The sequence below is a fragment of the Kitasatospora sp. NPDC056783 genome, assembly GCF_042789895.1.
Taxonomy (GTDB): domain Bacteria; phylum Actinomycetota; class Actinomycetes; order Streptomycetales; family Streptomycetaceae; genus Kitasatospora.
In genome coordinates this window covers 1-15,405 of the sequence record NZ_JBHUAF010000191.1, presented here as the reverse complement: position 1 = coordinate 15,405, position 15,405 = coordinate 1, and the positions used below count along the sequence as shown (strand labels likewise).

At 73.1% G+C, this 15,405-nt stretch carries 11 protein-coding genes; 2 read left to right on the top strand and 9 right to left on the bottom strand.

All coding sequences use genetic code 11. From position 1 onward, the window contains the following. Positions 1 to 9: 9 nt before the first annotated feature. The 5 genes from ACFRMQ_RS24750 to ACFRMQ_RS24730 all read right to left on the bottom strand — a co-directional run bounded on the left by ACFRMQ_RS24750 (position 10) and on the right by ACFRMQ_RS24730 (position 5,236). Positions 10 to 921, bottom strand: coding sequence for an NAD-dependent epimerase/dehydratase family protein (locus tag ACFRMQ_RS24750; RefSeq protein ID WP_380732791.1), 912 nt, complete (start codon positions 919 to 921; stop codon positions 10 to 12). Further along, positions 918 to 1,571, bottom strand: coding sequence for a hypothetical protein (locus ACFRMQ_RS24745; protein ID WP_380732790.1), 654 nt, complete (start codon positions 1,569 to 1,571; stop codon positions 918 to 920). Before ACFRMQ_RS24745 ends, ACFRMQ_RS24750 begins: the two co-directional genes overlap by 4 nt. Further along, positions 1,558 to 3,102 (bottom strand): AMP-binding protein, encoded by a 1,545-nt coding sequence (locus ACFRMQ_RS24740; protein WP_380732789.1) that lies wholly within the window; start codon positions 3,100 to 3,102, stop codon positions 1,558 to 1,560. Before ACFRMQ_RS24740 ends, ACFRMQ_RS24745 begins: the two co-directional genes overlap by 14 nt. Continuing rightward, a complete protein-coding gene (locus tag ACFRMQ_RS24735; RefSeq protein WP_380732788.1) occupies positions 3,102 to 4,229 on the bottom strand; it encodes a hypothetical protein in 1,128 nt (375 codons plus the stop codon). The genes ACFRMQ_RS24740 and ACFRMQ_RS24735 overlap by 1 nt, the downstream gene beginning before the upstream one ends. An 80-nt stretch (positions 4,230 to 4,309) precedes the next feature. Continuing rightward, complete coding sequence (locus ACFRMQ_RS24730) at positions 4,310 to 5,236, bottom strand: NAD(P)H-hydrate dehydratase (RefSeq protein ID WP_380732787.1); 927 nt, start codon at positions 5,234 to 5,236, stop codon at positions 4,310 to 4,312. 114 nt (positions 5,237 to 5,350) lie between these two features. Here ACFRMQ_RS24730 and trpD point away from each other — a divergent pair, with 114 nt between their 5' ends. After that, positions 5,351 to 6,409 (top strand): anthranilate phosphoribosyltransferase, encoded by a 1,059-nt coding sequence (gene trpD, locus ACFRMQ_RS24725; protein ID WP_380732786.1) that lies wholly within the window; start codon positions 5,351 to 5,353, stop codon positions 6,407 to 6,409. 5 nt (positions 6,410 to 6,414) lie between these two features. Here the strand turns inward: trpD and ACFRMQ_RS24720 are convergent, their stop codons facing one another. From ACFRMQ_RS24720 to ACFRMQ_RS24705, 4 genes are all read right to left on the bottom strand, one after another. Beyond that, positions 6,415 to 7,281 (bottom strand): nucleoside-diphosphate kinase, encoded by an 867-nt coding sequence (locus tag ACFRMQ_RS24720; protein ID WP_380732785.1) that lies wholly within the window; start codon positions 7,279 to 7,281, stop codon positions 6,415 to 6,417. 700 nt (positions 7,282 to 7,981) lie between these two features. Further along, positions 7,982 to 9,577: a hypothetical protein gene (locus ACFRMQ_RS24715; RefSeq protein WP_380732784.1), complete on the bottom strand. Its 1,596-nt coding sequence runs from the start codon at positions 9,575 to 9,577 to the stop codon at positions 7,982 to 7,984. Beyond that, positions 9,574 to 10,632: a bifunctional DNA primase/polymerase gene (locus ACFRMQ_RS24710; RefSeq protein ID WP_380732783.1), complete on the bottom strand. Its 1,059-nt coding sequence runs from the start codon at positions 10,630 to 10,632 to the stop codon at positions 9,574 to 9,576. The genes ACFRMQ_RS24715 and ACFRMQ_RS24710 overlap by 4 nt, the downstream gene beginning before the upstream one ends. Next, positions 10,629 to 12,986 carry a hypothetical protein gene (locus tag ACFRMQ_RS24705; protein WP_380732782.1) on the bottom strand — a complete coding sequence of 786 codons (2,358 nt, stop codon included), beginning with the start codon at positions 12,984 to 12,986 and terminating at the stop codon, positions 10,629 to 10,631. Before ACFRMQ_RS24705 ends, ACFRMQ_RS24710 begins: the two co-directional genes overlap by 4 nt. A 947-nt stretch (positions 12,987 to 13,933) precedes the next feature. Here ACFRMQ_RS24705 and ACFRMQ_RS24700 point away from each other — a divergent pair. After that, positions 13,934 to 15,148: a Fic family protein gene (locus ACFRMQ_RS24700; protein WP_380732781.1), complete on the top strand. Its 1,215-nt coding sequence runs from the start codon at positions 13,934 to 13,936 to the stop codon at positions 15,146 to 15,148. Positions 15,149 to 15,405: the final 257 nt, after the last annotated feature.

The following is a 15,405-nucleotide window of genomic DNA, read 5'->3' as shown; positions in this document are numbered from 1 at the left end:
GGGCGAAGGTCACCGCAGTTCTCCGGCCGGGCTCCAGAGGAGGGCGCGGGCGCGGGCGGTGTCGGCGAGGGCCTGGTCGAGCGGTCGGCCGGGCGGCATCCCGTAGATGGAGGTGAACAGGGTCATGTCGGCGGTGAACGAGTGGATCTCGTTGGGCCGGGGCGCGGTGTGGGTGATGGTGCCGCGTCCGGTGGTGCGGATGATCGCCTCGGCGAGGTCGAGGACAGTGGTGGCGTGCCCGGAGCCGATGTTGACGACGGGCAGCAGACGGTCGGCTGCGAGGATACGGCCGAGCATGGTGACGGTGTCGTCGACGTGGTTCAGGTCCCGGGCCTGGGTCCCGGTGCCCTCGATCGTCAGCGGCCGGTCGGCGAGGGCGGCGTCCAGGAACGCGGGGACGACCGCGTCGCCGTCCTCCCACGGCCCGTAGGTGTTGAAGAGGCGGGCCACGCCGATCTGCCGGCCGGGGCCCAGGCGGTGGCGGTAGATGTCGGCGAGGTGCTCGGTGGCGCTCTTGCCGGCCGCGTAGGGGGAGCGGGGCTGGTGGGGGGCGCTTTCGGCGAGCTGTCCGCTCTGCTGGCCGTAGACCTCGCAGGACGAGGCGAGCAGGAGACGGCCGGCGCCGGAGGCGGCGAAGGTGTGGATGATGTGCCGATCGACCGCGGTGTTGCGTTCGAAGGCGCCGACAGTGAACGAGCGGGGCACCGACTTGTGGGCGGCGAGGTGGACGATGGTGTGGATGCCGTCCAGGTCGCCGGGCTCCAGGGTGCGGACGTCGCGTTCGATCAGGTGGTCGGGGCGCGGCCGCGGGGAGGTGACGGACAGGTCGTCCAGCGCGGTGACGGTGTGTCCGTCGGCGCGCAGGGCGGTGGTGAGGGCGGAGCCGATGAAGCCGGCGGCTCCGGTGACGAGCAGGTTCACGAGCGGTCCTTGGCGGTGTCGAGGGTGTGCAGGTAGGAGGCCAGGGCGGCGGCGCCCTGGTAGGTGTGGGAGCGGATGCCGAGCCCGGCCGCGTCGGCGGTGACCGAGGGGATGTCGTCGACGAGGACGAGGTCCTTGCGGGTGGTGCCGTGGGCGGCGGCCACGTGGGCGAAGAACTCAGCGCTGGGCTTGGTGGCGCCGATCTCGTGCGAGCAGTGCACCGCGTCCAGCACCGACAGGTCCTCGCGGAACAGCTCGCGCCAGTACCGCGCGTGCAGCATGTTGGTGTTGGAGACCCCGACGACGGCATCGAAGAGGCTGCGCACGGCCGGGTCGGCGAGCAGGGCGAGCAGGGCGGGATCGACGGTGCCGTAGATGGCGTTCCAGCCCTGCTCCAGCTGCTCGTCGGTCAGGTCTACGGCCAGCAGGTGGCGCAGGTGCTCCAGGTAGGCGGCGGGCTGGATCTCGCCGCGCTCGAAGGCGTCGAACGGCTGGTCGATCAACCAGCGTGCCCGCACGTGCTCGGGGTCCTGTCCGGCGGCGGCGGCCCACGCGGTGATGGCCTTCAGGAAGGAGTAGGAGAAGAAGACGCCGCCCATGTCGACGAGCAGGACACGGCGGGGTCGGCGGGATCGGTCAGGTGAGGACACGGGTGGTCTCCAGGTCGGGCAGCAGATGGCTGTAGTGGACGGCGATCAGGTCGCGGCGGGGCTTCCCGATGGAGGTGACCAGGAGGAGCTCGGGCCACCGGTCGGACAGGACGCGGACGGCGGCCAGGTCGCAGTAGGGCACTTCGCCGTTGCGCCGGGCCGTCTCGGCGCCGTGGTGCAGGTCGCGTTCCAGGGCGGCGACTTGGTCGGGGAGCCAGCCGGCGGTGGACGGGGCCGAGACCAGGGCGACCGCGCGGGGCAGGCCGGGGCCGAGCAGGCACGCGGCGTCGACCTGAGGATGGGTGAGCAGGTGGGCCTCGATGGGCTCGGGGCGGACCATCACGCCCGCCCCGGTCTTGAACGCCGCCCCGATCCGGCCGCTCAGCCGCAGCCCGCCGGTCGCGCTCTGCTCACGGTGGACCCGGTCGCCGGTGTGCAGCCAGCCGTCGGTGTTGGTGACCGGAGTCAGGCGCGGCCACTGCTCAACGTATCCGCCGGCGAGGTGGGGGCCGCGCAGCAGAAGTTGTCCAGCGTCGTCGATCCGGTGCTCCACGCCGACCGGCCGTCCCAGCCCGGGGATGGTGGCGTCGTCCTGGTGGAAGGCGGGCACGGTGGTCTCGGTCGCACCGTAGGCGCCGCTGATCCGCAGCCCCGCGTGCCGGTGGAGCGCGTCGGCGACCGCGTGGTCGAGGGCGGCGGCGCCGTTGACGGCGGTTGCCACCGAGCCCAGCGCCTGCCGCAGCCGCCGGCCGGCGTCGCCCGGCTGCTCGCAGGCGGCGGCCAGGCGGGCCCAGATGCGGGGGACGCCGAGCAGGGTGTCCGCCCGGTGTCGGACCAGGTCCTCTTCGAGGCGCTCCGGCGTGGAGGCGACGACGGTGGTCCCGTACAGGCACATCAGGGTGTGGCCCATGATCCGCTGGGCGACATGTGAGACGGGCAGGTAGGACAGGCAGCGGGCGGGGCGGGCGCCCCAGAGCGCGGTCCACGTGTCAGTGCCGCGCACCAGCGCCGCCTCGGTGAGGGCCACGGCGCGCGGCACACCGGTGGTGCCGGAGGTGAACACGATCGCCGCGGTCTGCTCCAGCCGGCGCCCGGCCAGCCGGCGGGCCGCCGCGCGCCACTGCGCGGGGGCGCCGCGGGGGCGGGTGCTGCGCTCGTCCACGGCGTGCACCGGTGTCCCGGCCCGGCCAGCGGCGTCGGCTAGCACGCGGTCGCCGACGGTGTCGAGGACGGCGGCGGGCTCCACCACCGGCCACAGCGCGGCGAGTTGGTCACGGGGCAGGTCTGGGAGGACGGCGGGCACTCCGCCGGCCAGGAGTACGGCCAGGTCCACGGCGGAGAACAGCGCGCCCGGCCCGGTGCGCAGCAGCACGACCCGCCCGGCCACCTCGCCGGCGGCCCGCAGCTGCCGGGCCAGGGTCAGCGCCCGGCCCAGCAGCTCGTCGAACGTCCACACGGTGCCGTCCGGTCCGATGACGGCCGGCTGCCCGCCGGGGTGGGCGAGGAAGCGCGGCAGCAGACGGTCTCCCATCACAGCTCCCGGGCGGTGGTCGCGGTCAGGCGGTGGGCTCCGGCGAGCTGTCGGCCGCGCGCGGCGATCAGGGCGTGGCGGGAGATCGTCAGGGCGTCGCGCCAACAGCCCTCCAGGCCCGCGCCGCGGTGGATGGCCGCTGCCCCCGCGGCGTCGAACAGCGTCCGGCACGCCTGCTCGCAGGCCTCGGCCATCTGGCAGCAGGCCGTGCGCAGCAGCGCCCGCTGCCCGGCGCCGACCTGGCCGGACAGGGCGCTGCTCCACGCGGTGTCGCTCGCCGCGTCCAGCAGGGCGGCCGCGGCCCGGATGCGGCCGTGGGCCTGGTCGAAGGCGGCCTGGACCGCGGGCTGGCCGGCCAGCGGCCCGGCGCCGTAGCGGTTCGAGGCGGTCGAGGCGAGGGCGGTGAACGAGGACAGGGCCCGCTCGGCGGTCGCGCGGGCGACCTCGGCGATGCACCCGGCCAGCAGCCCGTACAGGGGGTAGCGGTACAGCGCCCCGTCGGCCAGCGGCGGGTCGGTCAGGCTGATGCTGTGTGTGGGCGGCACCAGGGTGTCGCAGGCCACGGTGTAGGAGGCGCTGCCGCGCAGCCCGAGGGCGTTCCAGTCCTCCTCGGCGGACAGCTGTTCGCTGGGGACGAGCCACCAGCGGGTGCCCGCCGCGCCGCGGGCGTCGGTGGGGGTCGCGAGGGCGGCCAGGGTCATCGCCGGAGCGCCGGTGACCAGCGGCCAGCGCCCCCGCAGCCGCACCCGGTCGGCCTCCCGCTCGGCCCGGCCGACCGGTACGGAGGAGCCGGCGACCACCGGGGCGGGTCCGGCCAGGTCGCGGGCGACGTGCGCGTCCAGGCGCGACAGGAACGCGCCGGCCGGGGCGTGGATGGCCGCCACCCATCCGGCGGCGGGGTCCGCGAGGGCGACCTCGCGCACCGCCGCCAGGATCTGCGGCACGTCCCACTGCAGGCCGCCGCAGTCGGCGGGTACCGCTGCCCGGGGCAGCGGTGAGGCGCTCAGCGCCGTCCACACCGACGGGTGCAGCGTCCCGTACTGCTCCCCGAACTCCCGGTGCTCGCCGGCCGTTCGGCTCAGCTCGGCCACGGCGACAAGGTGGGGGTGGTCTTGGACAAGGGTCATCTCGGTCTCCACTCGGTTCAGGTCGAGCACAGGACGAAGGAAGGTGCCGCCGTGGGCGGCGTAGAAGAAAGGGGGGAAGGTCAGCGCGGACCGGTGGTGAGCAGGTCGCGCAGCACGGGGGCGACCGTGTCCAGGAGGTCTCCCGTCAGCCAGCCCGGACCCGTTTCGCGGGCCAGGACCTCGCCCGCGGTGCCGACCAGGTGGCAGGCCAGCGCCGCCGCGTCGAAAGGCGCCGGCATCTGGGCGAGCAGCGCGGCGGCGACGCCGGCCAGGACGTCCCCCGTGCCGTGGCGGGCCAGGCCCGGGTGCCCGGCGGGTACCAGCCGGCTCCGGGCGCCGTCGGTGATCAGGTCCGGATCGCCCTTGGCCACCAGCACCGCGCCGGTCTCCCGGGCCGCGTGCGCCAGGGCCGCCGCGTCGACCGCCTCGCCGCGCACCGTCAGGGCGGGCGGGCCGGGCGAGGCGAGCAGGGCGTGGGCCTCGGCCCGGTTGAGCAGCACCAGGTCCGCGCCCAGCCGCCACAGGCGCTCGCGGGCGCGAGGGCCGCCGCCCAGCGATCCGTCGACCACCAGCGCCGCACCCCGATCGTGGTCCCGGACCTCCTCCAAGGCGTCCAGGAACGTGTCGGCCAGCGGACTGCCGCCCAGCCCCGGGCCGACCAACCACACCACCCGGCCCCGGGCCCCCGTCTGCGCGAGGCGCTGCACCATGCGCCGCGACACCCCGGCCACCGCCTGCGCAGCAGCGGCGTCCAGCTCGGGCCCCATTCCCGGGAACAGGTGCGCCTCGAGAGCCACCTGCTGCGCCGCCGCGGCGGGCGGCGCGGCGACCCGCACCCCGTGCGCCCCGGCGCGGCGGGCCGCCAGCGCCGCCGCGTACGGCGGACCGGGATACTCGCGCGAGCCGCCGATGACCACCACCAGCCCCCCGTCACCCTTCACTCCCCCGTCGGCCCCCGCGACGGCCCGCAGCGCCAACTCCCGGGCGGCGACGGCGTCCACGCTCACGACTCCCGCACCGTCGCCTCCGTGAACCTGGCGGTATGACGATCCGTCAGTCGCTAGGCTCGGAAGCGACACCCGCGCCGGCACCCGGTGCTGGGCCGCTTCGAGGGGACCCTTGTGACCGCACCCACCCGTACCTGGCCGCACCTGCTCGCCACCCTGCTGCGCGGCGAGGACCTGACGGCGGACGACACCAGGTGGGCGATGCGCGCCGTCATGAACGACGACCACGAACCCGCCGCCCTCGCCGGCTTCCTCGTCGCGCTGCGCGCCAAGGGCGAGAGCCCCGCCGAACTCGGCGGCCTGCTCGACGCCCTGATGGAGCGCGTCGTGCCGCTGTCCGTCGACGGCACCGGCATGCTCGACATCGTCGGCACCGGCGGCGACGGCGCTCACACCGTCAACATCTCCACCATGGCCTCGATCGTCGTCGCCGCCACCGGAGTGCCCGTGGTGAAGAACGGCGGCCGCTCGGTCTCCAGCAAGTCCGGCTCCGCCGACGTCCTGGAGCAGCTCGGCGTGCCGCTCACCCTCGGCCCCGAGCAGGTCGCCCAGTGCGTCACCGAGGTCGGCATCGGCTTCACCTTCGCCCCGGCCTTCCACCAGGCCCTGCGCCATGCTTCCCCCGTGCGCCGCGCCCTGGGTGTGCCCACCGCGATCAACTACATCGCCCCGCTGACGAACCCGGCCCGGCCCGGGGCCGCCCTGGTCGGCTGCTCCAACCTCCAGCTCGCCCCCGTCCTGGCGACCGTTCTCGCCAGCCGCGGCACCCGGGCGCTCGTCGTCCGCGGCCGCGACGGCCTGGACGAGATCACCACCGCCGACGTCACCGACGTGTGGAGCGCCGACGAGAGCGGCGTGCGCCAGACCACGCTCGACACCGCCCGCTTCGGCCTGGCCCGCCCCGCCCCCGACGCGCTGCGCGGCGGCGACGCCGCCTACAACGCCGCCGCCGTCCACACCGTGCTCTCCGGCGCCCCGGGTGCCGCGCGCGACGCCGTCCTGGCCAACGCCGCTGGCGCCCTCGCCGCCCGCAGCGCCACCACCGGCCCCGGGCTCGCCGACGCTTTCGCCGACGGCTTGGACCTGGCCCGCGCCGCCATCGACAGTGGAGCCGCCACCGCCCTGCTCGCCCACTGGACCAAGCTCGCCTCCGAGCTGGCCGAACCGCGCTGACCCCGTCACTGCTGCGCCCCGCCCGTCAGCAACGGGGCCTGCCGCGACCACCGCCCGAGCGCCTGCCACCGCGCCCCGGTGTCCTCCGCCGCGATGTCGCACACCAGCTGCGCGAACGCCTCCCCCCGTCGGCCCGGCAACCCGGCGCCCTGCGCCGCCCGGTCGGTCGCCGTGGCGGCCGGGTAGGCCGCCACCACCTCGGCAAGCAGGTCCTTCACCACTGCGCCCTGCCCGCCCGGGCAGGCCACGTGGGCGGACGCCACCAGCGCGGCCCGCTCCCGCCAGGGCAGGAACACCGCCAACTCCCGCACGACATCCAGCGGATCGTCGCTGGTGTGCAGCATCGTCAGCAGCCGGTTGGGGCTCGCCGCGACCTCCCGCAGCGAGTCCGCGTCCCGCCGGCCCGGAACGTTGCCTCCCTTCAAGCCGGTCAGGCGCCGCGCGGCATCGCCCTGTCCGTGCCGGTAGAGCACCAGCAGCCCCGGGCCGAGCTCCGCCACCGCGTCCAGGAGCAGCAGCCGCTCCACGGTCGCGCGGCGAAGCTGCCACCACCACAGCGCCCGCACCCCGGCCCGCTCCAACCGCACGACGCTCGCACCCACCGCGCCGAACCCCGCGGCCTCCACCCTCGCCAGCACGTCCGCTGCGGCACCGGACGCCACGACGTCCGGCCGCAGCCACAGCAACGCCGTCTCCCGGGCGAACCGCTGCGCCTCGGCCGCGCCGAGCACGCCCACCAGCGTCGCCCAGCCCTCCCGCACCAGCGGGTCGAGGGCGTAGGCCCGCCTCTTCTCCCTGTCCCGGGTCAGCCGGTCAAGGGCCGGGGTGGGCATGTCCGCCCACCCCGGGCCCGTGGTCGTCTGCCTGCTCACGGAAGTCGTCACCGTGATCCTCTCCCCGCTTCCGTCGTGCGCTGTCCTCGACCAGCACACCGCGGGCGGGCAGGACGGCCACAGTGGTCAATCCCGTGAAAGCCGTGAAAACCGACTGGCATGCGTGAATCCGCGTGAAAGCGGAACAGGCCTTCCGCAGTGCCGCACCGGGCCGTCGCAGGACGCTCCCGGGCAACGGGTGACGCTGGCCGTGACGCTGAGACCTCTGCCCTCCCACCGCGTTGACGTGCAAGTTCTCCTCGAAGCGGGTCGGCGGCGGACGCTGATGACGCTCTGCCGCACCATGTCTCTGACCCCTCCCACCTCCCTTTTCCCTTCTTCCAGAGAGATGGGGCATGAGAGCGTCATCAGCGTCACGGCATCCGCTGGTAGGAGGAAGGGCCGCAGCTCAGAGCCGGTGCAGACCGGACGGGAGGTGTGTCACGACCAGCGTCACCACAACGTCACCCCGTGTCGGGTGCGACAGCTGTCCCGGAGCCCGGCGGTTCGTCCTCCTGGTGGGCGCCCGCCTTCGGGGCCGGCCAGTGGTGCGGGCCACCGGTGTGGGAGCCCTCGGGCCGGGCCCGGGCAGGCCTGTCCGGGGGCGTGCGGGCAGGCGGACGGGCCGCGCGTCTCGTGGCGACGGCGGGAAGGTGCGAGCGGTATCGGGGCTGGGTCGGTCAGGAGGGCGGACGTCCGGTCAGTTTCGTGGGTCCGGAATCGGCTGGAGGGTGATGAGGAAGGCGCGTCCGCTGCTGGTGCGGGGCCGCTTGCGGATGTCGATTCCGCGCTGGCGCAGGGCCGGGGCGAGGGCGGTCAGGCGAGTGGAGAACAATGCGGTGGTCTTGGGCCAGGTGTCGGGGAGCGGGCCGGGCGGCCTGAGGGCAGCGTCGATCTGGCCGGTGGTGGCCTGCCACTCGGTGGTGTCGGCGCTGCTGGCCCAGCGGGTGAGGGCGGTGGCGACCGGGTCGGCGTCCAGGACGTCGTCGGTGACCTCCTCCTGGGCGCCGGTGTAGGTGGCCAGGGTGTCCCAGCCGGTGACCGCGTCCAAGGCCCAGAGCAGCTCGGCCCAGTCGGCCATCCGCGGCCGGTGGTCGAGCTGGTCGGCCGCGTCGGGCAGCCGTGCCCACACCGCGGCCGCCAGGTCGAGCAGGCCGCCGAGGATGCGGCCGTGCGCGGCCCGGTAGCGGCGCCACAGGTCGTGTTCGCTGCGCCGGGCCTTGGGGTGGATCGCGTGGAGCGTGAAGGGGAGCAACCGTTCGGCGAGGTCGGTCTCGAGGGCGCCGACGTCGATGCCGGTCAGCAGGACGGGGCGTTGGTAGGCCCAGGAGGTGACGTCGGAGTCGCTGTACATCTCGCGTTTGGCGACGGAGGCCCCGGTGACGGTGCGGCACAGGAAGTCCGACAGCCACTGGGGGATGCCGGCCAGGTTGTCCAGGCCCATGGTCCAGCCGGCCGAGGCGGCGACCGCCCCGTCGTCCTCGCTGCGGGGGACGTTGCGTACCTCGGCGCGGATCCCGTCGAGTACCCGCAGCAACTGCCGGGCGGAGGTGGTCTTCGCGGTCCCGCGTTCCCCGGCGAAGTACGCGATGGGGCGGGGCATGTCGGGGCGCAGCCCGGCCAGCAGCCAGGCGACGGCCATCCGCCAGGACGGCTCGTCGAGGGCGGACAGCTCGCGCAGATGACCGAGCCCGGCCTGCCAGCCGCCCGGGTCGCGTTCGGGTAGCGGGAGTTCGCCCGTCAGCCGGGTGCGCCGCCACAGCGGGCCTTCTCCGACGGGCGGGGTCGTGACCGACCAGGTGCCCGGTTCGATGCACACGCTCCGGCCGTCCGCACGGCCGAGGTCGAGCCAGGTCACCTGCTCGTCGATGGGGTCGGGGGCGATCCGCAGGTGGACCGGCCGTTCCGGGGCGTCCAGGGCGAGGGCGTCCATGGTGGCGATCGCGTCCGTCAAGCAACCCTGGGACGGGGCCCGGCCGGTGCGCAAGGCGTAGGAGCGGTTGAGGAGTTGACGCAGGCTCCCGGTGCCGCCGAAGCCGCCGGCGGCGCGTAGCGGGCGGGCGATCGGCGGGCCGTCGGCCGGGACGGCGTAGGCGGTCTGGTCGTAGCGCACCAGGACGTACTCGTCCATGCCCAGGTGGAGCAGGACGTCGGCCTGCGAGAGTTTCGGCCCGCGGTCGGTGTTCTGCTGCTCGGCTGGCGCCGCCTCTCCCGGTTCGGCGGGCTGCGCCGTACGGGAGGGTCGGGGCTCGGTGGCCGGGAGGGGCAGCGTCACGTGGGTGGTCAGGTCGGTCATGGCCGTGCTCCGGGGCTCGGGGTGGTGCGCGGCGAGCGCATGCCCGCCTGGAGTGCGCGGCGGAGGGTGGACTGGGCGTGGGCTTCGCCTGGTTCGACCCCGGCGATCGCGGCGGCGTCGGTGAGCGTCTGGTGGACCTCGTCGAGCTCCAGCAGGCCGGCGCCGACCAGTTGGCCGAGCCGGAACCCGGCGCGGTTGATCGCGTCGTTGCGGCCGGAGCGGGCGCCGGCCACGGTCTCGGCCTCCCGGCGCAGGGCAGCGGCGGCGTACGCGGCCGCGTCGTGTGGCCGGTGCCGCGCGGCGGGGCGGGGAAGCCGGATCCGGGGTGGTGGTGGTTCGGCGGGGCCGCGGCCGCGCAGGCCGACGCGGGCCAGTTCGAGGCTGAGCCAGCGCGGCAGCCGGGAGGGTTCCGTGACCGGGCCGGTGACCTGGTAGCAGCCGGCCGGGATGCTGGTGGTGGGCGCGACCGCGGTGGACCAGCCGGCCCGCACGTCGATCTGCCAGCCGAGCCGGCCCGAGCCCTGAATGAAGCGGGCGCAGTCGGTCCGGTACCAGAGGTGGATCCCCCTGCCGGGGGTGCGCACCGTCAGCGTCGGCGGGGCGTGCAGCAGGCTCTCCGCCCGCCGCATCCGGCACAGCAGCTCCAGCACGTCCACCCCGGTCCGCACCCGGTCGGCCTCCGGGACGGCGGCCAGGTCGATCCCGGGCAGCACCAACTCGCGCTCCGGAAGCGGATGGTGGTGGTCGTCTAGGTCGACGACCAGCAGACCGGACGGGCCGGTGGCCACGCCGACGGCGAAGTCGCGGCCGCGCCACCAGCGGCGGATCAGGTCCGGATCGGTCGTGGCGGCCCGCACCCCATGGCACCACCGTCCCGCCGCCAGGCAGCCGCAGCCGCTGGCGCCCAGATCGGGGAACCCGCAGGGCGGCGGACCACCGGGAGTGGGCGGCCGACACCGGCCGCAGTTGCCGGCCGGACGCTTCGATCCGGGCCGCAGCGGATGGACCCACCACCCCCGGCCAGCGCACCGCAGGGCGAGCTCAAGTCCCTTCACGCCGCGCTCACCGCCTCCTGGTCCGCGACCGGCCGGACCGGCGCGGGCAGGCTCTCGCCCTCCAGCGGCCGGGCCGCGTACTGGGCCATCCGCTCCCGCCAGCCACCCGCCCGAGGCTGGACCGGAGCCTGAATCTCGGCACGAACCCGGTCGAGCCGCTGCTCCAGCAGGGCCTGCGCGCAGCGCCGGGCCGCGTCGTCGGCCGCGGCCCGGACCTCCGGCTCACTGCGGTGCCGGGTCCGCTCGATCCCGGCCACCCGCTCGACCTCCGCCCGCGCCTGCGGGCCGTCAAGCAGGCCCTCCAGCGCCAGCGCGCGTTCCCTGGCCGCCAGCTGCTCGGCGAGCTCCCGCAGCTGCCAGACCACCGCCGCCTCCGGCAGCCCCTGGCCGCGCCACCGCTGCTCTGCCTGCTCGGTCTCGGCCTCCAGCCACGCCCGGCACTTGTCCAACCGCCCGGCCGCCGTGGCCGGGGTGTCCGGCAGGGCGGCTGCCACGGCCGCGAACTCCGCGGCCGAGTCCAGGGCCTGGCGCGCCGTCCGGGTCTCCGAGCAGATCAGACACAGCCCGCCGGCCTCCGGCACCCCGCACTCCGCACACGACCGGGCCGCCAACTCAGCCCGGGCAACAGCCTGTTCCTCACGCTGGCGAGCCCACGCCTCCTCGCGCCGGGCACGCTCCACCGTCGCGCGCTCACGGCGGACGGCCTCCTCCGCCGCCCGCCAGGCGACCTCCCGGCTCAGCCGCCGCTCCACCTCCGCCCGGAACGCCTCCGGCTCCAGCATGGGCAGCTCGCCGGCGACGGCCCGTGCGGCCTGGTGCCGCAGCGCTTTGCGGTCCTCGATCAGCAGCTCGCAGGACGGACACACCCGGCCGGTGTCCATCCGCACGCGGTCGTCGCACGCCGAGGCGTAGCACTCGGCCCGCTGCGGCAGACCCCGTCCGAGGAGCCAGCCGATCGGATCCCGCACCGGCTGCCCGAACTGCGCGGCCAGCCGCCGTTCCAGACGCTCCGCCAGCACCACCGGGGCCCGCTCCACGCCGACAATCCCGGCCAGGCACATCAACTCGGCCCGTGCTACAGCACGGACTTGATGCCGGCCACCGGCATGCCCGATCCGCGCCCACTCCCACCGCACCGGCGCCAGGACCCTCTCCAGCCCGCGGGGCAGGGACCACCGCATCAGCACCGGCGCACCACCGACGGGTGCCTTCTGATCCTGCCGTTCGACGAGGTCTCGGTGCTGTTCCCCGCGAAGCGGGCTACCGGCATGCCCGACAGCCTCGATGGGGCCTGCCTCGGGTTGGTCCTCGCGCCCGCTCGCGCGCTCCGGCAACGGCGGGGACCCCGGTGCGGCTTCGCCGGAAAAGCAAAACTCAGCAGCACCAGAACCACTTACAGCAACCACCTCAGGCGCGTGGTGGGCGTGGAGCGGTGCACCATCGAACACACTGTCACCCGACACCTCAGAAGCCTGTTCGCCCAGGTCAGAGGCATGACTCTCCTCTGCTGGTGCCGCCTTGGGGACGTTCTGATCCCTGAGTGCACCATCCGCACCGACGAGATCACCGTCCACGACGTCGAAGAGACCGTCCTGGAGCCACCCCTGCTCCCCCAACTCCGCCGGGTCCTCGTCCTCCAGCGATCCCGCGCACTGCATACACACCGCGCCCCGGTCCTCCGGAGCAGCTTCGGCTTCGACGTCCTCGTCGACGCCCTGCGGGAACTGCTCGGGGACGACCTCCAGGCCTGCCTGCGAACGCCCGTGTGCCGCCGCGACCGCCGGCACCAGGATCTTCAGCCGCGCGCCGGGCACCCCGCGGCCCGGCACCTCCAACAACTCTTGCCGGACCAAACCGTCGACCACCCGGGCAGCCTCCGCCAACGGGCAGCCGACCAGCCGCGCGACCGTCGCATCCGCCCGATCGAACCCGGCGGCCACCGCCCCACCCACCAGGCGCACGCGGCCATCCGGCCGCGCCGCCAGCACCAACCGGAGTAGCCCGAGACGCTCGGCTGCCGCCCCGCGACCTCGCCGCTCACCAAGCAGCCCAGGCGGCGTCTCCGGCTTACCCACCGGAGCCCACCCAGGGCCGAACAGCCGCTCGCACAACGCCAGGAGAACCGCCAACTCGCCCTTCTCCAGGACCAACGGACCCGAGCGCTGCGCCTGGGCGGCCGCGAGCGGCAACAATCCCCACCGCAGGCCGGTCACCCGGCGCAGGCCATCGACCGACGCCGTCATCACCTCGGTCGAGACCGCACCTGAGCGCCGGAGGGCTGGCAACACTCGATGGTCGACGAGGGACTCCGACACCCCCAACCACCGCGCCAACTCCCCGGCAGTCATCTCCAACTGCGACTCCCCCATTGGCGACTTCGCCAACAGGACAACTGCGGACAGGGCCTCTACCAGTGGGCGTTGACGAATCGAGCGATCCACCAACAAGGCTTCAAGTGCACCGGAGATCCGCTCCCGGGTACGCCGCAGGAGCCGCAGTGGCTCCTGCAGCGAGGGGAGGCTGGCACGCGCTGAGGCGTTCAACATGTGCGGCGTGCCCCGTCGCGGGGAACGCGGTTCGTGCCCTTTTGTTCCGTTATAGGCATAGTCCACTGGAGGCTTCAGCGAGCCGTTTTCTGGCAATACGGGACTAGCCCTATGGCTGGCGGCTATGATCTGCTCCAGAACTGCATAGGGATGAGGGCACAACGCAACTGGCCGCTCGACCGTGTTCCGAAGAAATTCCTGGTCAGCGGAGGTGAGAGCGTCTGCCGTGTTGGAAGCGGCTCAGGTCAGGTCAGATGTTGTTTAGTCCCTCCCCTGTCGTTCCAGCGGTTGGCCCCGCGGGAGACGACCGATGCGTTGCAGCGGCGAACTGAACATGCGAATGCCTGGGGTGGCTCCCCAGGCGATGGGCGTGCTTGGCTGAGCTGCCCGGAAGGCGACCCAGGGGGTCGCCTTTTTCATGCTCGCAGTGGCTGTCTGCCGGCCGGGTGACCATGGCTGTGGGTCGACCGTTAGAACTTCCAGGGCATGGCTGTGCCTGGGACACCGGAGCGTTCCGTGGGTCTGGTGCGGGAGCCGGAGAGGTCATGCCTCTTGAAGGCGCGGCCCCTGTGGCCACGCCCTTCCCGAGCATCACACCAAACATCACGAGGTTCAGACTATCCTTAAACGGATCTGCGTGAGGCTGAACCTTTGGAGCGTGTCTGGTGGCAAGGTTTGCGGAGCAACGCTGGCAATCACAGCCTGGCGTGACCGCCAGTCTGGGCGATCCGCCGGCTCCTACATTTCATGCGTACATGCCAGACCCGCTCTTGGGGCGCCCGATCATGCTCTCTGCCGAGTTGGCAGCTGAAGTAGCAGATGTCGATCGCCTGGTCCGCTCGTTCAACGATGCTGCCCCCACGAGCCCCCATCTGGAGTCGCTGGCGCGCTTCCTGCTCCGCTCGGAGGCAGTAGCGTCTTCGCGGATCGAAGGTGTCGTTGCATCAGCGCGTGCGATTGCCCACCTTGAGCTGATGCTCGCGACCAAGGCCGGCGATGACGGGCGCGTTCATCGGGGGATCAGCGACAGTGCCCGGGAGGTCGTGAACAACGTGCTGGCGTTGCGGAAGGCTGTAACGGCCCTCACCGAGGCCGAGAGCCTGACTGTCGCGGACGTCAATGACCTGCAGGCCGCTCTCATGGTTGAGACGGAACAGGGAGAGCTCTCCGGAGAGCTGCGCCAGGTTCAGAACTGGGTCGGAGGCAACGCCTACAGCCCTAGAGGCGCCGAGTACGTGCCGCCACCTCCAAGCGAAGTGCTTCCGCTCATGGAAGACCTGGTGGCGTTCATCTCGGAGGATCACCCCCTCCCACTTGTGCAAGCAGCCCTGGTGCATGCGCAATTTGAGACGATCCACCCTTTCACCGACGGCAACGGACGTACTGGGCGGGCCTTGATCCACACGGTACTGGCTCGGCAGGGGCTCGCAGTCGGCCATGTTCTGCCGATCTCGATGTCGCTTCTTGCTCACGCGCGTGAGTACATCGCGGGGCTGAATGCCTACCGCTACGAGGGCGAGCCGGACAGCCAGGACGCGTCGGCGGGGTTGGGGGCCTGGATCCGTGTCTTCTTGGCGGCTACCCGTGATGCAGTGGCCGAGGCCCGGCGCTTCACGGACGAGCTCGCGCAGATGCGGAAGGCTTGGGACGGACGACTTGCCAGCTACCGCGAGAGTAGGTCCCGTCGTGGACAACCTCGAAAGGGAGCCGCGGTGGTGAGGCTCATGGAACAACTTCCTGGTGTTCCGATCGTGACTGCCAGGGCCACCCAGTCGCTCCTGGGGATCTCGTTCGTCGCGGCGTCGAGCGCTCTTGAGGAGCTGGCTGGAGCAGGGATCGTGCAGGTCAAGGAGGTCGAGAGGGGCACCCGTGCCTACTTGGCAACCGATGTGCTCGATCTGATCAACGGAGCAGAGCGCAGGCTCACCTACACGAAGTGGGAGCTGCCAGAGCTGGATGCTCGCGCGTAAGTGCGGTTGGCCATCGCAGAGCAGGTCGTGCTAGCAGGCGTCTTTCCTTTAACCTCAAGGCGAACCCGTTAAAGGAAAAGGCTACGCTGAGTAGCCGACATTGTGGGCATCGGTAGCGCGTGGAGGCTGAGGCCAAGAAGGGGGTGCCCCCCCCAAGAAGCGGACCCCCAGGGTTTGTGTTACACGAACAACCCCCACCTATGGTTTAATGGATAGTTGGAACCAGATTTTTAAGAAAAAAAAAACCCCCTGTGGGG

Bases quoted from the DNA above. Each gene is read 5' to 3' on its own strand.
- ACFRMQ_RS24735 (WP_380732788.1), bottom strand. From the start codon at position 4,229: ATGACCCTTGTCCAAGACCACCCCCACCTTGTCGCCGTGGCCGAGCTG.
- ACFRMQ_RS24740 (WP_380732789.1), bottom strand. From the start codon at position 3,102: ATGGGAGACCGTCTGCTGCCGCGCTTCCTCGCCCACCCCGGCGGGCAG.
- ACFRMQ_RS24715 (WP_380732784.1), bottom strand. From the start codon at position 9,577: ATGACCGACCTGACCACCCACGTGACGCTGCCCCTCCCGGCCACCGAG.
- ACFRMQ_RS24700 (WP_380732781.1), top strand. From the start codon at position 13,934: ATGCCAGACCCGCTCTTGGGGCGCCCGATCATGCTCTCTGCCGAGTTG.